The organism is Enterobacter cloacae complex sp. SHL022, from assembly GCF_049237785.1.
In the GTDB taxonomy this organism is placed as follows: domain Bacteria; phylum Pseudomonadota; class Gammaproteobacteria; order Enterobacterales; family Enterobacteriaceae; genus Enterobacter; species Enterobacter hormaechei_C.
Genome location: NZ_JBMKJH010000002.1, coordinates 383,828 through 401,351, shown reverse-complemented (window position 1 = coordinate 401,351; position 17,524 = coordinate 383,828). Strand labels below are relative to the sequence as shown.

Genomic DNA, 17,524 nt, shown 5'->3' with positions numbered 1-17,524 from the left:
TGTATGGTTCCTGAATCAGACGAGTACTATGAGGGCTTTCCTCACGCTATCAGCAGCGAAAATGAAGAAAACACGTCATTCAATGATTTCGCTCTGATTAACACACTGGCGGAGTGCCTGTATCACCGCATCTCTCGTGAAATCTTCGATGGCAGTGAGCCGGCGCTCCGGGCCGTCATTGCCAACGGTAAGATTAAATTCCTGGCTCGTTATACGCTTCAAGGGGCCTGCTATTATGAACTCCTCGGCACATTTCCACGTATGTCCGTTAACGTCGCGCGTGAACGAGCACGTGAACTCTATAACAGATTTGATGATCACCGGGGGCCGGATGAAGATTATGAGAATATCCCGTTCTGACTGATAGCTTAACAGTAAAAAAAAGCAGGGGCATTTGCCTCTGCTTTTTTTGTTATCGCAAGGAAGGTAACTGAGCGGTGATTCGCTCCGCCAGAAGCTGACTGGTGTTCTGTAAGCGCTGAGGGTGAAGATGCGCATAACGTTGTGAAGACTGACTGCTGCGGTGCCCCAGTTGAGCCTGAACGTCATACAGTGTTCCGCCGTAGGACACGATGAGGGCGGCAACCGAATGGCGGCAGGTATGAATACACACTTCCTGGTCGAAAATTCCCGCCCGACGAACGATACGCTGAAAGGCTTTAACGGGGTTATTCAGCGGCATTCCTTGTTTTTTACCGATAAACAACCACGGATTTCCACGCTGTGTTGGCAGCGTTCTGATTACGTCCATCGCCAGTGAGTTAAGGTGAACAATCCGTCCATAGCCATTCTTGGTTTCCGGGAGCCACAGAGTGTGTTTAACCGGGTCAACATGCTCCCACTTTGCCAGACGCAGCTCATCGCGGCGAAGGCCGGTCAATAACAGCAGTTTGACATAGCGGGCCGCGACGGGGCTGGTATCGTTATCGGCGGAGAGAAAAATACGACGTATTTCGTCCTCGGTGAAATAGCGTTGTCGGGCGTTGTTTTCCCTGAGAAGCTGTACCACCCTGGCAGGATGAACAGCGGTCATGCTTTGCCTTCCAGCCCATGTAAACACCGCTTTAATCAGTACGATGACACGATTACAGGTAGCCGCTGACAGAGAAGTACTTAACGTCTGCTGGAGGCGGAGAATGCTGGCTGGTGTGATATCGCTCAGCAGCCTCTGACCAATGGCGGGACGGATATGATCCCGGTAGCGCTGAACATCCTTTCCCCAGCTACGTTTAGCAGATTTTGCCCATGGCAGATAATGCTGATTAAAGAGTTCATCGAACGTCAGCTCCTTTCTCTTGTTTTCACGCTCCTGCTTAGGGTCTGTGCCGGTGGCAAGGGAACGTTTATGCTCTATGGCAATCTGACGGGCAAGGGTGACATCCACTTCAGGCCAGTGACCAATGGCGATGGCGCGTTTTCGTCCATGATAGAGGTAGCGGAGCAAAAACTTTTTACGACCTTCTCTTCTGCTGACCAGACACTTGAGGCCGGAAATCTCGGTGTCGCTGTATTCGGCATCGGTGCTGCGTGCCTCTGATGTGTTAGGGGGCAGGGATTTAATGAGCTGATTAGTAAAACGGAAGCGTTTGGGAGTGGACATATTACCTCCTGTGACTGGTGTAAAGAACGTCAGGGTTGACCCATCCCCGGCACGGCGTTGTAAATGGCTAAGTTGATTTTCTAGCGTGGCGAAGGGGATGCTGGTGTTACATGAGATGATTAAAGGCGAGAAATGCCGCAAAAATAGGTGTTACGGTCTGTTTCTGGTCTTAATGGAAAAAATACCGGTGGGGGATGTATTCAAAAAAATAATATGTGCTTTGGTTGATTTTAATTACATGTATGGGCGACATTATCCAGAAATACCTTATTGGAGAGTATGTGCTTATTTTGAGAGCATGCTTCTGCATTAATGATTAATCATTAATTTAGTAGGTGTTGTTTTTTATAGGGCTACATTTTTTAATTTTGGTGTTGTAGGTTTATTTCATGATTATGTGGAATACATCGTCTTTGTTCTGACCCCCCTATCTCAGTTGATATAGTTGTTTTTTTTTGGGAAGGGAGGGCTTGTGGGTTGATTTTAAATTTAATTTTCATTATCTTCTTAAGGTAACCTCATATCAAAGGGACAATGTCAATGAAGTTTTTCTCCACTGGTTTCTATGTTTCGAATGATGTTTTATTTGACGATGTATTCAATGAGTGCTTTTCTTGGATTCATGAATCACCACACACAAACTTTATACCTGCACAATTGGCGTGTGACTATCTTAGTGAAGATTTTTATGTAGAGTCAAGTAATGAAAGGATTGATGTAATTACTCATGGCAACCAAGATGTTCGGTTAGGTTGCTTCAGATATTCTAAAATTTCCGAACCACACAAATGGGTAACTGATATATCTATAAATAAGAACTTAATAAATAATACGGTATGGATCCAAGTTGAATCAAGTGTGGTTAGTCAGGAGGCTGCGTATTTAGCACCTCAACCTAAAAAACCTTTGATAGTAATTAGGTTGATAGATAAATTTTCTGGTGGTTTGGATGATGCCTTCAAAACATCAATAGAACCTGATTACCTTTCGAATTCTGAAGAGCATTTAAAGTTGGCGGCAAAAGTTATCAATGGAGAAACTGAAAACAGGCTGCCAATAATCTATGTCAGTTCGAAATATTTTTACAATGAACATCCTCATAACATTATTCCTGAGCGATTAGCAAGAAAAGTGTGTGGCATAGCTCATGTTCTAATTGAACCTCGTGAGAAAATGTTTTCAATAAAACTAAAAAATGAGACAAATTCTAAAAATGCTTACGCAGGTGCAGTCGGAATTTACTGGCCGCGAGGACAAAATATCTCCTTTTACCGTCGGGGTGAGAAAACAGCGAAGGAGTTTGAAGATGAATTATTTGATGATGTCGTAAAAGCCACATCTACAATGGCTCCCGTCTCTGAGGGGGGATGGAGTGAAATACAAAAAAGAAGAACTAAGGATTCTATTAATACACTTAAGATTAGAGGTGAATACACAAGTGAATTGATGGGTTTGTATGAGGCCGATAATGTTGCAAAAGATGAAACAATAGAAGAACTCAAAAGTAATATATTATCTTTAGAATATCGTGTTCGAATGCTTCAATCACAAGCTTCAGCTCAAGGAAGTATAGTAATGAATGCAGGGGAAGAAACTGACTTTTTCAATGGTGAGATCAAAGATGTAATAATAGAAGCACTGAAGGTTGCTATTGTGAATACGAAAGAGGGTAGTCGAAGTAATCATATATTATCTTCTTTAATTTCCAATAACCCTCAAACTATGGAAGCAAATTCGCGTCAAACTCATTTGAAAAGAGCACTTAATGGCTACAGGAGTATGGATAAGGCAACGTCAAGGCAGCTTAAGGAACTTGGGTTTGAGTTGTCTGAGGAAGGTAAGCATTGGAAGTTAGTATATAATGGTGATTCCAGATACTCTTACATTCTTCCTAAAACAGGGAGCGACTATAGAGGATCTTTGAATGCTATTTCTGATATAAGTAATATTATTTTCTAACAAAATCTAGCCCCTTATAAAGGGGCTGGGTTATGGCTATTTTAAATCGGTAATACACATTGTTTAATGTAAGTATTACAGTTCAAAGTTTATGTTCAGGTAAGGAATTCCGATGGGGCTGAGTCATTTTTTAATGACGTGGAAAGCGGGGGATTTTGCTGATGCGAAGAATCATAAGGTGAAAAACAGGAATATTACAGGTGGAGTAGATGGTGGAAACACCCGACTGACAAGGGGAGTTGATAACGCTGAGTTCTTCCCCCTTGCCTGAAGAGGAGTCTCCCCGGTCTTCCCCCTTGCCTGAAGAGGAGTCTCCCCGGTCTTCCCCCGGGGGTAATGGAAGGTAATTTGTTGTTAAATAAAGTAAATTATGAAATCCCCCATTTCCCCCGTATTCTCTGCTTCATTATGAATAATCTTAGAGAAAGGAACCGTAGAGGACCGTAGAAAGACCGTAGCAGTGGGGTAAGGAAGAGACACATCAGAGGGTGTTGAGGTGTGTAAAAGTAACGAATATCTGAGAAAATGGCGAGAAATCCAGCAAACTAATAACGAGATGCAACGACCAGAAATCTACCGTAGCCAGAAAAGGAAAAAGCCCCGCTTTTCAGCGAGGCCTTATGAATAGTGGTGCCCGGACTCGGAATCGAACCAAGGACACGGGGATTTTCAATCCCCTGCTCTACCGACTGAGCTATCCGGGCAACGGGGCGCATTAAACCCGATCCTCCCTCCGGCGTCAACGAAATTTGTTGCTTTCGGTGCAGACTGCACACTCTCTCACCATTTCGTCGCAAACTTAAGCGAAAAAGTGCGTCCAGAGCGCGGATAGCGGCATCGCGAGCAGGAGGGCAGGGAGCATGTTCACCACTGCAAACATCTTAATGCCACAGATTCGCAGCCCTGTCGCCAGCAGCAACAGGCCGCCGACGGCGGTAAAGTCTGCCATCATCGCTGGTGTTGTCAGCGGCAGGATCAGCGTGGCGCAGGTGGCCAGCGCCAGTTGAATAAGCAACATCGGCACGCAAATCGCGGCGACGGCGATGCCGAGGGTGGTGGCAAAGATGGTGGCAGTAAAGAAATCCAGAAACGCTTTCGCAATCAATATGCTGGGATCGCCGGTCATCCCTTCCTGCATCGAACCGAATATCCCCGTGCCGCTGGCGCAGAACAGAATAATGATCGCAACGTAGTTCTGAATAAACGACTCGTGCGTGCCGTGCTTCGCCTTGCCCGGTCGGGCAATCAGATTTTTGGCTTTGCCTACCGCGTGATTGATGCCCTTTTCCAGATAGCAAAATTCGCCGATCAGCGCGCCGAGCAGCGTCGCCAGTACCATCACCGGCAGGTTGGCGCATTTCACCACTAAAAGGATACCAATCCCTAACGACGCCAGGCCAAAAATGGAGGGCATGGAGACGCGAATACGCTCCGGCAACCGCTGGCTTAATACTGCCCCAAGTACACCGCCCAGCAATACGGCTCCCGCATTGATAAAGGGTCCAATTACCACGTTTAACTCCTGTTATTTAAGCACTGGCATTGCATCATTATGGCACGTTCGTCCCTGATTACGCTTAGCTTTGGGAGGCGTAACGCATACTGATTCCTTCTTGCACCTGAAAATAAAAGGTGACATGATTGCGCGAATTTTCTCCTTCCTGTCTCACCGTTCGGTGAGGGTATTTGCGCCTATGAAAACCATGAAAATTGCCGTCAGCCGCGAGCTGGTATCCAAAGTTTCTACGCATCGCGAAAAGGTTATGCTGGATAACACTGATTTCACCGATGTGGCGGCAGTCGTCATTACGGTTGTTGAAAGCTACAGCGGCATTCTCGCGTTGCTGAAGCGTACGGGCTTTCAGCTACCGGTATTTATGTTCTCAACAGAGCCAGGAGAGGTGCCAGAGGGTGTCACGGCGATCATCTCGGGTAAAGCACAGGAATTGCTGGAACTGGAATCTGCCGCCTGCCGGTATGAAGAGAACCTGCTGCCACCCTTTTTTGACACCCTGAGCCAGTATGTGGCGATGGGAAACAGCACCTTTGCCTGTCCGGGTCACCAGCACGGCGCCTTTTTCAAAAAACACCCGGCGGGGCGGCAGTTCTACGACTTCTTCGGTGAAAACGTGTTTCGTGCCGATATGTGCAATGCCGACGTGAAGCTCGGTGATTTGCTGATCCACGAAGGTTCTGCCAAGCACGCGCAAAAGTTCGCGGCGAAAGTGTTCAACGCGGATAAAACCTACTTCGTGCTGAACGGCACGTCGGCGGCCAATAAAGTGGTGACCAATGCGCTGCTGACTCGTGGCGATCTGGTGCTGTTCGATCGTAACAACCACAAGTCCAACCATCATGGGGCGCTCATCCAGGCCGGGGCAACGCCTGTCTATCTTGAGGCAGCCCGTAATCCGTTTGGTTTTATCGGCGGGATTGATGAGCACTGCTTTGATGAGGCCTGGCTGCGGGAACTGATCCGTGACGTCGCGCCGCAGAAAGCCGCCGAGGCGCGCCCGTTCCGTCTGGCGATCATTCAGCTCGGCACCTACGATGGCACGATCTACAACGCCCGTCAGGTGATCGACAAGATCGGGCACCTTTGCGACTACATCCTCTTTGACTCCGCCTGGGTCGGCTACGAGCAATTTATCCCGATGATGGCGGAAACGTCTCCGCTTCTGCTGGAACTGAACGAGAACGATCCGGGAATTTTCGTGACCCAGTCGGTCCACAAGCAGCAGGCCGGGTTCTCACAAACGTCGCAGATCCATAAAAAGGATAACCATATTCGCGGTCAGCCGCGCTTCTGCCCGCACAAGCGGCTGAACAACGCGTTCATGCTGCATGCCTCCACCAGCCCGTTTTACCCGCTGTTTGCGGCGCTGGACGTGAACGCCAAGATCCACGAGGGCGAAAGCGGACGCAGGCTGTGGGCGGAGTGTGTCGAGTTGGGCATTGAAGCGCGCAAGGCCATCATTGCCAACTGCCATATGATCAAACCCTTTATCCCACCGGTGGTGGCGGGTCGGCCATGGCAGGATCACCCCACGCAGGCTATCGCCAGCGAGCGTCGCTTCTTTAGTTTTGAACCGGGTGCAAAATGGCACGGTTTTGAAGGCTATGCCCGTGAACAGTATTTCGTCGATCCGTGCAAGCTGCTGTTGACCACGCCGGGCATTGATGCTGAAACAGGGCACTATACCGATTTCGGCATTCCGGCGACCATTCTCGCCCACTACCTGCGCGAGAACGGCATTGTGCCGGAGAAGTGCGATCTCAACTCCATCCTGTTCCTGCTGACGCCAGCCGAGAGCGCGGAGAAGCTGATGCAGCTGGTGGCGATGCTGGGGCAGTTTGAACAGCATATTGAAGACGACACACCGCTCGCGGATGTGCTTCCGACCATCTATCAGAAATACCCGGTGCGTTACCGCGACTATACGATCCGTCAGCTATGCCAGGAGATGCACGATCTCTACGTCAGCTTTAACGTGAAGGATTTACAGAAGGCGATGTTCCGTCAGGAGAGCCTGCCTGCCGTGGTGATGAACCCCCAGGATGCCAACCAGGAGTACATTCGCGGGAACGTCGAACTGGTGCGTATTCGTGACGCCGAAGGACGCATTGCCGCCGAAGGTGCGCTGCCATACCCGCCGGGCGTGCTGTGCGTGGTGCCGGGGGAAGTCTGGGGTGGAGCAGTACAGCGCTACTTCCTGGCACTGGAAGAGGGCATTAATATGCTGCCGGGTTTCTCCCCAGAGTTGCAGGGCGTTTACAGCGAGAAGGATGCGGACGGGATTAAGCGGCTGTATGGGTACGTATTGAAGTAGGGACCCTCACCCTCTCCCCAAAGGGGAGAGGGGATTGCACGGAGCCGTCTTTTCACCCTCGCCCCTTTGGGGAGAGGGCCGGGGTGAGGGGAGTTAAGTCGCACTACGCCTGTACATCCTTCTCGGATGTCCAATCTTACCGTACAGCATCTCCACCGTCAGAAAACCCACCTCCACGCAGTGTTCCAGATAGCGCCGGGTGGTGGTTTTACTCAGGCCCGTCTCGCTCACCACCTCATCCACCGTAAAACAGTGCGCCGCCTTGTTGTTAAACAGCATTTGCACCCGCGCCAGCGTGTTCTCCTCTATCCCTTTGCTGCCGTTGTCCAGACGATAGTTTTTCGCCTGTAACTGATAGAGTGAATCCACGTTCTGCTGGTCGACAATCTTCCAGACGCGCTGCTGTTCGGCAAACTGCACAAAACGCTCCAGCGACTGGCTGAGCCGCTTCCAGGAGACCGGCTTAAGGATATAGTCAAACGCGCCGTTACGAATGGCCTGGCTACAGGTGTCCATATCGCTGGCGGCGGTGATGAAAATCACCGAACAGTTGGCGCGGGTGAGCATCGGGTTGCTGATAAGGGTGATGCCTTTGCCGTCCGGCAGGTAGTTATCCAGCAGCATCAGCTTCGGCTGTTTGCTCTCCAGTTGTACCTGCGCGTCGGCCAGCGACGCGGCAATCCCCACCAGCCTCAGACGCGGATGTTTACCGATAAGCTCCGCGTGCAGTTGCGCCAGTTCGTTCTCGTCTTCAACAATCAGTACGTCGATAAGTTCATGTTGCATAGTCGGTATCTTCCAGTTCCTGTACGGGGTGCCGGGCCGTTCCCGTGGCGGGAATAAACAGTGAGAAAATGGCACCGCGTGGGGTGTTATCGGCAACTTCAATTGCACCGCCAGCCTGTGTGACATAGCTTTCAATCAGATACAGGCCAATACCATGATCGCCGCGCGTTTTGGTGGTGATGCCGCGCTCAAAGATCCGGTCGCGGATCTCCGGTGTGATGCCGACGCCCTGGTCGGCGACTTCAATAATCAGTTCCTGCTCGTTCAGCTTTATCAGCACGTCCACCGGGGCATGCGGGAGCGGTGCACGCTGGGTCGCTTCAATGGCGTTATCCAGCAAGTTCCCGATGATCGAGATAAGTTCCGATTCGAGCAGCGGCAGGAACGGTTTATCCACCCGGCAGGCCGGATCGAAACTCAGCTCAACGCCTTTTTCACGCGCGCGGGCGGCCTTTCCAAGCAGCAAACCACACAGCGTCGGAGAGCTAAAGCGGGACGAGATAAAGTCCAGCAGCTCCTGAGCGTGTTCCGACTGCGCCTGTATATAGCGAATTGCCTCGTCATAACGGCCCATATGCAGCAGGCCGGACAGCGTAGTCATGCGGTTCAGCTGTTCATGGCGCATGATGCGCAGGTTATCAACGTAGCGCTTCACCTGGCTGAGCTGGGCGCTGAGCGAGTCGATCTCGTTGCGATCGCGAAAGGTGATCACCCAGCCCTGCAATGCATCTTCCAGCATTATCCGCACCCGGCTGGCAATGACCGTGAGATCGTTAAAGCGACAGATCTCATCGTGGGTGTCTTTCGCAAGCATGGTTTGCGCGTTGAAGAACGGGACGGGCGCGATCACCTGGCTGATGAGTTGACCCCGCAGTTCGCGGGCGGGCTGGCGTAAGCCTAATAATTTACGCGCCGCCTGGTTGATCACCTCAATGCGGAGATCGTCATCGATGGCAATCACCCCTTCATAAATGGATTCCATCATCGCCTTTTGCTGGCGCACCAGCAGGCCGATTTCGCGCGGCTCCAGAGAGAATATCTGCTTCTTGATGCTGCGGGTGAAGAACCAGGAGAAAATAAACAGGGCGATAAGCAGCAGCACGGCGGCAATCAGGATATTAACCACCTTGCTGACGGTGATGGTGTCCAGATAGCTTGTGAGATAGCCTACCGAAACAATCCCCACCACCTGCCCGGCATCATTAAAAATGGGCGCTTTGCTGCGCAGTGAAATGCCTAACCCGCCCTTGCGGATGGTGATGGTACTTTTGCCGTGTAATACCTCGTCGTTATCTCCGCCAACCAGCGTTTTGCCTACCCGGTCGGCAAACACGGAGTGGAAAAGATGCAGCCCCTTATTGTCACCAATCACAATAAAACTGGCGTCGCTGCGGGCGGCTATTTTCTGCATAAAGTCATGGATGCCCTGGATATCCTTTTGTTCGACTTCTTTTCGCAGGGTTGGAATAAGCGCAATTTCTTCAGCCTGTATTTTTGCGCGCGCGCTCATTTCCTGATAAAGCTGCCTGCCGACATCGACATAATAATATCCGCCCAGTAATGCGAACAGCACTGAGAAAAAGGCGACCAGCGAAATAAACAGCTTGATCTGAAACGATACTTTCATAACTATCACGCGAGATATCAACAGGTCGGCTGAATATATCATCTTTTAAGGCCAGGATGCCCGCTTTGCCGAAAACTTGTGATCCCTTGCACAGCGCAGCCTGTAAAAGATTTTTCCGAAAGTCTCATCCTCTTAAGGTTAAATGAATAAATGTTATTTCTTTGTTCAGTTAAGAAAAGAAACCATAAAAACCACGGCAATAAATAAGGCATAAATCACATTAAATAAAAGAAACCATTAAAACCATAGTGTCCATTAAAACTTCGCTTTTAATATGCCATCCCTCACATAAAGTAAGCCTTTGTGACTCTAAGCTGAACGCACAAAATAACTAAGGGGCTTATTATGAGCACAACTGACGATTCATTCTCTGTTACCCACGACCCGATTGATATTCAGCGGCCATCGCTCAAAGAGCGCTGGTGGCATATTATGGATACCTGGAAAATCGGCATTATACCTCTGCCGCTGTTCGTTCTGGCGGGCGCGCTGATTGCGATTGATTGCCTGGGCGGAAAACTACCGAGCGACATTGTGGTCATGGTGGCCACGCTGGCCTTCTTCGGCTTTGCCTGCGGTGAGTTCGGCAAACGCCTGCCGATTGTCGGCAAGCTCGGCGCGGCGGCAATTTGCGCCACCTTTATCCCTTCCGCGCTGGTCTATTACGGCCTGCTGCCGGATGTAGTAGTGGAATCCACCACTAAGTTCTATAAATCCACCAACATTCTTTATCTCTATATTTGCTGCATTATCGTCGGCAGCATCATGAGTATGAACCGCACCGTGCTGATCCAGGGCTTCCTGCGCATCTTCTTCCCGATGCTGTGCGGTGAAATCGTCGGCATGATTGTCGGCATGGGTGTTGGGCTGGCGCTGGGCCTCGAGCCGTTCCAGATCTTCTTCTTTATCATTCTGCCGATCATGGCGGGCGGCGTCGGGGAAGGGGCAATCCCGCTTTCCATCGGCTATGCCACCCTGTTGCATATGGATCAGGGCGTGGCGCTCGGCCGCGTACTGCCGATGGTGATGCTCGGCGGCCTGACGGCGATCATTATCTCCGGTTGCCTCAACCAGCTCGGGAAACGCTACCCGCACCTGACCGGTGAAGGCCAGCTGATGCCGAATCGCGCCAATGCCGATGCCACTGTCTCTCAGCCTGCGTTCTCCGGCAAAGCGGACGTGACGACCATCGCCTCCGGCGCGCTGCTGGCGGTGCTGCTGTACATGCTGGGTATGCTCGGTCACAAGCTGATTGGTCTGCCAGCGCCGGTGGGCATGTTGTTTATGGCGGTGCTGGTGAAGCTCTGCAACGGTGCCTCTCCGCGTCTGCTGGAGGGCTCTCAGGTGGTGTACAAATTCTTCCAGACCTCTGTGACCTACCCGATTCTCTTTGCCGTTGGCGTAGCCATCACCCCATGGCATGAACTGGTGGCCGCCTTCACGCTGACCAACCTGCTGGTGATTATCAGCACCGTCTCCGCGCTGGTGGCAACCGGGTTCTTCGTCGGCAAAAAGATTGGTATGCACCCGATTGATGTCGCCATCGTCTCCTGCTGCCAGAGCGGCCAGGGCGGTACTGGTGACGTGGCGATCCTGACCGCAGGCAACCGCATGAGTCTGATGCCGTTCGCCCAGATTGCTACCCGTATCGGCGGGGCGATTAACGTCTCCATCTCTCTGCTGATTCTGGGCAACTTCCTCGTTTAAGTTTTCAGGAAAGAACAATGAAACTCGCAAGCTTTTTATACCAGGGAAAACGCAGCTACGGCATCGTTCAGGCCGACGGCGTGATTGATTTGGGCCGCCGCCTCGGCGACCGCTATGGCGACCTTAAAGCGCTGTTGCAGGGGAACGGGCTGGCGCAGGCCACCCGATTCCTGAACGACGCGGTGGATGTACCGCTGAACGCCATCACCTTCTTACCGGTGATTGTACAGCCGGAAAAAATCCTCTGCGTGGGCATGAACTATGCCGACAAGCGCAAGGAGTTTGACCAGCACAACCCGGCCCCGACCCTGTTTGTCCGCTTCCCTGATTCACAGACCGGCCACAACGAGCCGGTGCTGAAGCCGCGCCACTCCAGCGAGTTCGACTACGAAGGCGAGCTGGCGGTGATCATCGGCAAAGGCGGGGAGAACATCAGCCGCGACGACGCCCTGCGCCACGTGGCGGGCTACAGCTGTTACATGGACGGCTCCGCCCGCGACTGGCAGCACACCTGGTTCACCGCCGGGAAAAACTGGCGGCAGACCGGGGCGTTCGGCCCGTGGATGGCGACGGCGGATGAGATCCCCGATCCGCACCAACTGGCAATCCGCACCTGGCTGAACGGCCGCATGGTGCAGGAAGACAACACCAGCAGCATGATCCACAAGGTGGCGGAGCTGATCGAGTACATCAGCACCTTCACCCGTCTCAGCCCGGGCGACGTGATCATCACCGGCTCGCCTGGCGGCGTGGGTAAAAAGCGCAACCCGCCGCTGTTTATGAAAGAGGGGGATCGCATTGAGGTGGAGATCGAGCATATCGGTCATCTCAGCAACGTGATCGTGGAAGCGCCAGCCGTCGGGCTTGCGGCAGCACATTAAGTAAGGCGGCAGCATGCAATCGCAACCCATCGATTTTCGCCACACGCTGGTGGCGAAACACCCGGAACGCTTAAGCCAGATCCGCTACCTGCTGGCAGACAGCGGCCTTGGCCTGGACAACGACATCACGCTGTTTGTCGAAGCCTGGTCCGGCGCGCAGCTGGTGGGTTGCGCCGGGCTGGCTGCCAACGTCATCAAATGCGTGGCGGTCAACGAGCAGCTTCGTGGGGAAAACCTCAGCGCGCGTCTGCTGGCAGAGGTGGAAAATGCGGCGCTGGAGCGCGGCCATTTTCACCTCTTCCTCTGCACCCGTCCGTGCAATAAGGAGCGCTTTGGCCGCAGCGGTTTCTGGCCGATTGCCCAGAGCGGGAACAACGCGGTGCTAATGGAGAACACCCCGCAGGGGATCGCGCGCTACTGCCGTACCTTAAGCCGGATGCGAAGGGGCGGGGAAAAAATTGGTGCCATTGTGATGAACGCCAACCCATTCACCCTCGGCCACCGTCATCTGGTGGAGCAGGCGGCGGCGCAGTGCGATGCCCTGCATCTGTTTGTGGTGCGTGAAGACGCCTCGTTCTTCCCGTTCAGCGCGCGCCTTGAGATGGTGCGCGCGGGCGTGGCGCATCTGCCGAACGTGGTGGTGCATGAAGGCTCGCAGTACATCATCTCCCGCGCCACGTTTCCGGCCTACTTCCTGAAGGAGACCGGCAAAGTGCAGCAGGCGTGGAGCGAGATCGACGTGCTGATCTTCCGGGACTTTATCGCCCCGGCGCTGGGCATCACGCACCGCTTCATCGGCTCGGAGCCGTTCTGCGATATCACCCGCCAGTACAACCAGACGCTGCACGACCTGCTGGCCTCGCATATTGACGTGGTGGAGATGCCGCGCATCAAGGCCACCGGCAACGCCATTTCGGCCTCGGAAGTGCGCCGTTTACTCAAGACACAGCAGTTTTCCCGGATCCGGGAGATTGTCCCGGACTCCACCTTCGCGCACCTCGAAGCACATTATCGTGCGAGTGCGGAAGTCGCATAACTATCAGGAATTTATCATGAATATTGTAAGGGAGGCGCTGGCCGGAACGCAGGAGTCCAGCGACCTGATGGTGAAAATCGCCCCCGCTCACGGTGAGCTGGAGATCGTCATCCACAGCGAAGTGATTAAGCAGTTTGGCGAGCAGATTCGCCAGGTGGTCAACGACACATTGCGCGCCATGAACGTGCACCAGGGATTAATCATTATTGAAGACAAAGGGGCGCTGGACTGTGTTATTCGCGCCCGCCTGCAAAGCGCGCTTCTGCGTGCCGCCGATGAACAGGCCATCAACTGGGAGGCGCTGAAATGAGCAAACTCCGCCGCAGTATGCTGTTCCTGCCAGGCGCCAATGCCGCCATGCTCTCTACCGCCTTTATCTACCGTCCCGACTCCATCATGTTTGACCTTGAGGACGCCGTGGCCCTGCGCGAGAAAGACACCGCACGCATGCTGGTGTTCCACGCGTTGCAGCACCCGATGTATCAGGATATCGAAACCGTGGTGCGTATTAACCCGCTGAGCACGCCGTTTGGCCTGCTGGATCTGGAGGCCGCCGTGCGCGCGGGCGTGGACGTGATACGCCTGCCGAAAACCGACACCCCGGACGATATTTACGAGCTGGAAGGCCACCTCGAGCGTATCGAGCAGGCGTGCGGCCGCGAGGTGGGTTCCACCCGCGTGATGGCGGCGATTGAATCGGCCATTGGCGTCATCAACGCCGTGGCGATTGCCCGCAGCTCCCCGCGCCTGATCGGCATTGCGCTGGCCGCCTTTGACTACGTGATGGACATGCAGACCGAGCGCGGCGACGGCACCGAGCTGTTCTACGCCCGCTGCGCCGTGCTGCACGCCGCCCGCGCGGCAGGCATCGACGCCTTCGACGTGGTGTGGTCAGACGTTAACGATGAAGCCGGGTTCCTGCGCGAAGTCGATCTGATCCGCAAGATGGGCTTTAACGGCAAATCGCTGATTAACCCGCGCCAGATAGACCTGCTGCACAACGCCTACGCCCCGACACGGGAAGAAGTGGAACACGCGAAACGGGTGATTGAGGCGGCAGAAGAGGGCGAGCGTAACGGCCTGGGCGTGGTGTCGCTCAACGGCAAAATGGTGGATGCACCGATTATTAACCACGCGCAGGTGGTGCTGGAGCGCGCGGCGGCCTCCGGCGTGCGTCGGTAAGGATGACATAATGAATCAGACAGAACTTCTCCATATGAATTTCCCCCATCTGCGGGATCTGAAACCCTTTGATACCGCCCACAGCGCGACGCCGTGGCTGGCGGACAGCGAGGCGAAGCACAGCCGCAAGCTCTGCGCCTCTATTGAAGAGGCGGTTAAGCGCTGCGGCTTGCAGGACGGGATGACCATCTCCTTCCACCACGCCTTTCGCGAAGGCGACCGGGTGATCAACACCGTCGTGGCGCTGCTGGCGCGGATGGGCTTCAAAAATCTGACCCTGGCTTCCAGCTCGCTGATGACCTGCAACGACGCGCTGATCGAGCATATCGAAAGCGGCGTCATCACCCGGATTTACACCTCCGGCATGCGCGGCAGGCTGGCGGATGCCATCTCTCACGGGCTGATGGAGGAGCCGGTACAAATTCACTCCCACGGCGGGCGCGTGAAGCTACTCCAGGACGGCGAACTGAACATCGACGTGGCGTTTCTCGGCGTGCCGTGCAGCGATGAGTTTGGCAACGCCAACGGCACGCACGGTAAATCATGCTGCGGCTCGCTGGGCTACGCGATGGTGGACGCGCAGTTTGCCCGTAAGGTGGTGCTGCTGACCGAAGCGCTGGTGCCGTTCCCCAATATGCCCGCCAGCCTGGTGCAGGATCAGGTGGACTACATCGTGCAGGTGGAGAGCGTGGGCGACCCGGCGAAAATCAGCGTCGGCGCAGCGCGCGTCACCAGCAACCCGCGCGAGCTGATGATCGCCCGCTATGCGGCGGACGTGATTGAACACTCCGGCTACTTCAAACCGGGCTTCTCGATGCAGACCGGCTCCGGCGCGGCGGCCACGGCCTGCACTCGCTTTATGGAAGAGAAGATGGAGCGCAGCGGCGTGAAGGCGCGCTTTGCGCTCGGCGGCATCACCGGCAGCCTGGTGGATCTGCACGAGAAGGGGCTCATCGAAAAGCTGCTCGACACCCAGTGCTTTGACGGCCAGGCAGCGGCCTCGCTGGCGCGCAACCCGAACCACGTGGAGATCTCCACCAACGTCTACGCCAACCCCGGCAGCAAGGCGGCAAGCTGCGACCAGCTCGACGTGGTGATCCTCAGCGCCCTGGAAATCGACGTCGACTTTAACGTCAATGTCATCACCGGCTCCGATGGCGTGATGCGTGGCGCATCCGGCGGACACTGCGACGTGGCGGCGGCAGCCAACCTGACCATTGTGGTCGCGCCGCTGCTGCGAAGCCGCATCCCGACCGTCGTGAAGCGCGTTACCACTCGCCTCACGCCGGGGGAGAGCATTGACGTGCTGGTCACCGACCACGGTATTGCGGTCAACCCGGCGCGCCCGGAGATCCGCGAACGACTCATGGAAGCAGGGATGAAGGTTGTAGATATCAACGCGCTGTATGAGCGAGCGATTTCGTTGACAGGCGTACCGAAACCGATTGAGTTCACCGACAAAATCGTCGGGGTGATCCGCTACCGCGACGGCAGCGTGATCGACACTGTGCGACAGGTGAAGGAGGAAGTATGACTTTAGCGACACCCGTGCGGGCGGGTGTCAGCCTGGAGGAACTGCTGGCGGCGAAAGAGCGCCGCGCAGCCCGCCAGGCTGACTGGCTTACGCACTATCAACAACCGGTGATCTCCCTCACGCTGGTCACGCCCGGGGAAATCAAAGACAGCCTGCGCTACCGCAACACCATGGGGGTGGCGTTACAGATGTGCGACCAGCTGCTATGGGAAAACCGCTGGCAGGTGCTGGACCGCCTGGTGCTCTGGCTACCCACCGGACCTGAAGCATTGTGGTGCGTCGCGCATCCGGCGGCGGAAATCAAAGCGCACTGTGCAGAACTGGAGCAGACGCACCCGCTCGGCAGACTGTGGGATCTGGACGTGATCTGCCCTGAAAACGGCCTCGTGGGCCGTCAGTCGCTGGGTTCACACCTCAGACGCTGTCTGATTTGCGACGAGCCCGCCCACGCGTGTTCCCGTTCGCGCCACCATCCCGTTGAGCAGGTGGTTTCCCGCGTGGAGAAGATGATCGATGACTGGTTTGCTCGCGACTAAACCGCGCCCGGTTGACGTGCCTGCGCTTGCCGAAGCGGCGCTGTGGCAGGAGCTGGAGCTGACGCCCAAGCCGGGGCTGGTGGACAGGCTCAATAACGGCTCGCATCGGGATATGGACCATGCCTTGTTTGTCCGCAGCATTATGGCGATTACGCCGTGGTTTGCCCGGTTTGCGGAACTGGGTGAAGCACATGCGGCCAAACCTGCCGATCGGCAGTTGCGGATTCTCCGCCCAATGGGAATGGCCTGCGAGCAGGCAATGTACGCCGCCACGGGCGGGGTAAATACCCACAAGGGCGGTATTTTTGCTCTTGGTTTGCTCTGCTTCGCCGCCGGTCGTGTGAAAAATATCTCTGCGGATAGCCTCTGTTGTGAGGTAAGTAACATCTGTCGCGGGCTGGTGGCGCGGGAGCTGGCCGGGCGCAGCGGGCAGGCAACGGCGGGGGAGCGGCAGTTTCAGCATTACGGCTTAACCGGGGCGCGAGGCGAGGCGGAGAGCGGCTTTGCGACGGTGGGTAAGGCGCTGGGGCAGTGGAACGGACAGTTGCTTCACGACCTGCTGTTGCGCCTGATGGCGGTCAATCAGGACAGTAATCTCGTGTCACGCGGCGGCATTCAGGGGCTGCGCTATGTTCAGGGCTACGCGCGTGAATTACTGGCAAGTGGCTGGGATCGCGAGGCGTTGCTTAAGATGGATAAGGCACTGATTGAACGAAACCTGAGTCCGGGCGGCAGCGCGGATTTGCTGTCGGTGGGGTGGGTGCTGTCTGCTATAAAATAGCCGGGTGGCGGCTACGCCTTACCCGGCCTACGGTCTGGTTTTGTAGGCCCGGTAAGCGCAGCGCC

At 54.7% G+C, this 17,524-nt stretch carries 15 protein-coding genes and 1 tRNA gene; 11 read left to right on the top strand and 5 right to left on the bottom strand.

Annotated elements, in window-relative coordinates; all coding sequences use genetic code 11:
- Window positions 1-3: 3 nt before the first annotated feature.
- Window positions 4-360 carry a DUF4102 domain-containing protein gene (locus ACOTZD_RS06135; RefSeq protein ID WP_421636257.1) on the top strand — a complete coding sequence of 119 codons (357 nt, stop codon included), beginning with the start codon at window positions 4-6 and terminating at the stop codon, window positions 358-360.
- 52 nt (window positions 361-412) lie between these two features.
- Here ACOTZD_RS06135 and ACOTZD_RS06130 read toward each other — a convergent pair whose 3' ends face one another.
- On the bottom strand, window positions 413-1,600 hold the full coding sequence (locus tag ACOTZD_RS06130) for a tyrosine-type recombinase/integrase (protein ID WP_058671499.1): 1,188 nt from the start codon (window positions 1,598-1,600) through the stop codon (window positions 413-415).
- A 540-nt stretch (window positions 1,601-2,140) separates the two neighbouring features.
- On the opposite strand from ACOTZD_RS06130, the gene ACOTZD_RS06125 reads away from it, so the two are divergent.
- Entirely contained in the window at window positions 2,141-3,559 is a 1,419-nt protein-coding gene (locus ACOTZD_RS06125; RefSeq protein WP_058671498.1) for a hypothetical protein, read from the top strand.
- 628 nt (window positions 3,560-4,187) lie between these two features.
- Here the strand turns inward: ACOTZD_RS06125 and ACOTZD_RS06120 are convergent.
- Window positions 4,188-4,263 (bottom strand) — tRNA-Phe (locus ACOTZD_RS06120).
- Window positions 4,264-4,358: 95 nt separating this feature from the next.
- On the bottom strand, window positions 4,359-5,072 hold the full coding sequence (locus tag ACOTZD_RS06115) for a DUF554 domain-containing protein (protein ID WP_003862452.1): 714 nt from the start codon (window positions 5,070-5,072) through the stop codon (window positions 4,359-4,361).
- 181 nt (window positions 5,073-5,253) lie between these two features.
- Between ACOTZD_RS06115 and ACOTZD_RS06110 the strand changes: the two genes are divergently transcribed.
- Entirely contained in the window at window positions 5,254-7,389 is a 2,136-nt protein-coding gene (locus ACOTZD_RS06110) for an ornithine decarboxylase (RefSeq protein ID WP_174401943.1), read from the top strand.
- A 93-nt stretch (window positions 7,390-7,482) separates the two neighbouring features.
- On the opposite strand, the gene ACOTZD_RS06105 is transcribed toward ACOTZD_RS06110, so the two are convergent.
- On the bottom strand, window positions 7,483-8,175 hold the full coding sequence (locus ACOTZD_RS06105) for a response regulator (protein WP_003862448.1): 693 nt from the start codon (window positions 8,173-8,175) through the stop codon (window positions 7,483-7,485).
- Window positions 8,165-9,802 (bottom strand): ATP-binding protein, encoded by a 1,638-nt coding sequence (locus tag ACOTZD_RS06100; RefSeq protein WP_003862446.1) that lies wholly within the window; start codon window positions 9,800-9,802, stop codon window positions 8,165-8,167. The genes ACOTZD_RS06105 and ACOTZD_RS06100 overlap by 11 nt, the downstream gene beginning before the upstream one ends.
- Before the next feature lie 345 nt (window positions 9,803-10,147).
- Here ACOTZD_RS06100 and ACOTZD_RS06095 point away from each other — a divergent pair, with 345 nt between their 5' ends.
- The 8 genes from ACOTZD_RS06095 to citG are packed head-to-tail and all read left to right on the top strand — an operon-like array spanning window position 10,148 to window position 17,459.
- On the top strand, window positions 10,148-11,509 hold the full coding sequence (locus ACOTZD_RS06095) for a 2-hydroxycarboxylate transporter family protein (protein WP_022651841.1): 1,362 nt from the start codon (window positions 10,148-10,150) through the stop codon (window positions 11,507-11,509).
- A 17-nt stretch (window positions 11,510-11,526) separates the two neighbouring features.
- Window positions 11,527-12,390 (top strand): fumarylacetoacetate hydrolase family protein, encoded by an 864-nt coding sequence (locus ACOTZD_RS06090; RefSeq protein WP_023314832.1) that lies wholly within the window; start codon window positions 11,527-11,529, stop codon window positions 12,388-12,390.
- A gap of 13 nt (window positions 12,391-12,403) precedes the next feature.
- A complete protein-coding gene (citC, locus tag ACOTZD_RS06085) occupies window positions 12,404-13,426 on the top strand; it encodes a [citrate (pro-3S)-lyase] ligase (protein WP_023314831.1) in 1,023 nt (340 codons plus the stop codon).
- Window positions 13,427-13,442: 16 nt separating this feature from the next.
- Window positions 13,443-13,736, top strand: a complete 294-nt coding sequence (gene citD, locus ACOTZD_RS06080; RefSeq protein ID WP_126296857.1) for a citrate lyase acyl carrier protein — start codon at window positions 13,443-13,445, stop codon at window positions 13,734-13,736.
- On the top strand, window positions 13,733-14,608 hold the full coding sequence (citE, locus tag ACOTZD_RS06075; protein ID WP_003862436.1) for a citrate (pro-3S)-lyase subunit beta: 876 nt from the start codon (window positions 13,733-13,735) through the stop codon (window positions 14,606-14,608). The genes citD and citE overlap by 4 nt, the downstream gene beginning before the upstream one ends.
- A gap of 10 nt (window positions 14,609-14,618) precedes the next feature.
- Window positions 14,619-16,142 (top strand): citrate lyase subunit alpha, encoded by a 1,524-nt coding sequence (gene citF, locus ACOTZD_RS06070; RefSeq protein ID WP_023314829.1) that lies wholly within the window; start codon window positions 14,619-14,621, stop codon window positions 16,140-16,142.
- The gene (gene citX / locus ACOTZD_RS06065) at window positions 16,139-16,678 is read left to right on the top strand and encodes a citrate lyase holo-[acyl-carrier protein] synthase (RefSeq protein ID WP_003862433.1); all 540 of its coding nucleotides are present in this window, start codon (window positions 16,139-16,141) and stop codon (window positions 16,676-16,678) included. The genes citF and citX overlap by 4 nt, the downstream gene beginning before the upstream one ends.
- A complete protein-coding gene (citG, locus tag ACOTZD_RS06060) occupies window positions 16,656-17,459 on the top strand; it encodes a triphosphoribosyl-dephospho-CoA synthase CitG (RefSeq protein ID WP_174401942.1) in 804 nt (267 codons plus the stop codon). The genes citX and citG overlap by 23 nt, the downstream gene beginning before the upstream one ends.
- Window positions 17,460-17,524 lie beyond the last annotated feature (65 nt).

What these genes read in the sequence shown, in the direction of transcription:
- ACOTZD_RS06135 (WP_421636257.1), top strand. Translation starts at nt 4, where the DNA reads ATGGTTCCTGAATCAGACGAGTACTATGAGGGCTTTCCTCACGCTATC.
- ACOTZD_RS06130 (WP_058671499.1), bottom strand. Translation starts at nt 1,600, where the DNA reads ATGTCCACTCCCAAACGCTTCCGTTTTACTAATCAGCTCATTAAATCC.
- ACOTZD_RS06125 (WP_058671498.1), top strand. Translation starts at nt 2,141, where the DNA reads ATGAAGTTTTTCTCCACTGGTTTCTATGTTTCGAATGATGTTTTATTT.
- ACOTZD_RS06110 (WP_174401943.1), top strand. Translation starts at nt 5,254, where the DNA reads ATGAAAACCATGAAAATTGCCGTCAGCCGCGAGCTGGTATCCAAAGTT.
- ACOTZD_RS06105 (WP_003862448.1), bottom strand. Translation starts at nt 8,175, where the DNA reads ATGCAACATGAACTTATCGACGTACTGATTGTTGAAGACGAGAACGAA.
- ACOTZD_RS06100 (WP_003862446.1), bottom strand. Translation starts at nt 9,802, where the DNA reads ATGAAAGTATCGTTTCAGATCAAGCTGTTTATTTCGCTGGTCGCCTTT.
- ACOTZD_RS06095 (WP_022651841.1), top strand. Translation starts at nt 10,148, where the DNA reads ATGAGCACAACTGACGATTCATTCTCTGTTACCCACGACCCGATTGAT.
- ACOTZD_RS06090 (WP_023314832.1), top strand. Translation starts at nt 11,527, where the DNA reads ATGAAACTCGCAAGCTTTTTATACCAGGGAAAACGCAGCTACGGCATC.
- citC (WP_023314831.1), top strand. Translation starts at nt 12,404, where the DNA reads ATGCAATCGCAACCCATCGATTTTCGCCACACGCTGGTGGCGAAACAC.
- citD (WP_126296857.1), top strand. Translation starts at nt 13,443, where the DNA reads ATGAATATTGTAAGGGAGGCGCTGGCCGGAACGCAGGAGTCCAGCGAC.
- citE (WP_003862436.1), top strand. Translation starts at nt 13,733, where the DNA reads ATGAGCAAACTCCGCCGCAGTATGCTGTTCCTGCCAGGCGCCAATGCC.
- citF (WP_023314829.1), top strand. Translation starts at nt 14,619, where the DNA reads ATGAATCAGACAGAACTTCTCCATATGAATTTCCCCCATCTGCGGGAT.
- citX (WP_003862433.1), top strand. Translation starts at nt 16,139, where the DNA reads ATGACTTTAGCGACACCCGTGCGGGCGGGTGTCAGCCTGGAGGAACTG.
- citG (WP_174401942.1), top strand. Translation starts at nt 16,656, where the DNA reads ATGACTGGTTTGCTCGCGACTAAACCGCGCCCGGTTGACGTGCCTGCG.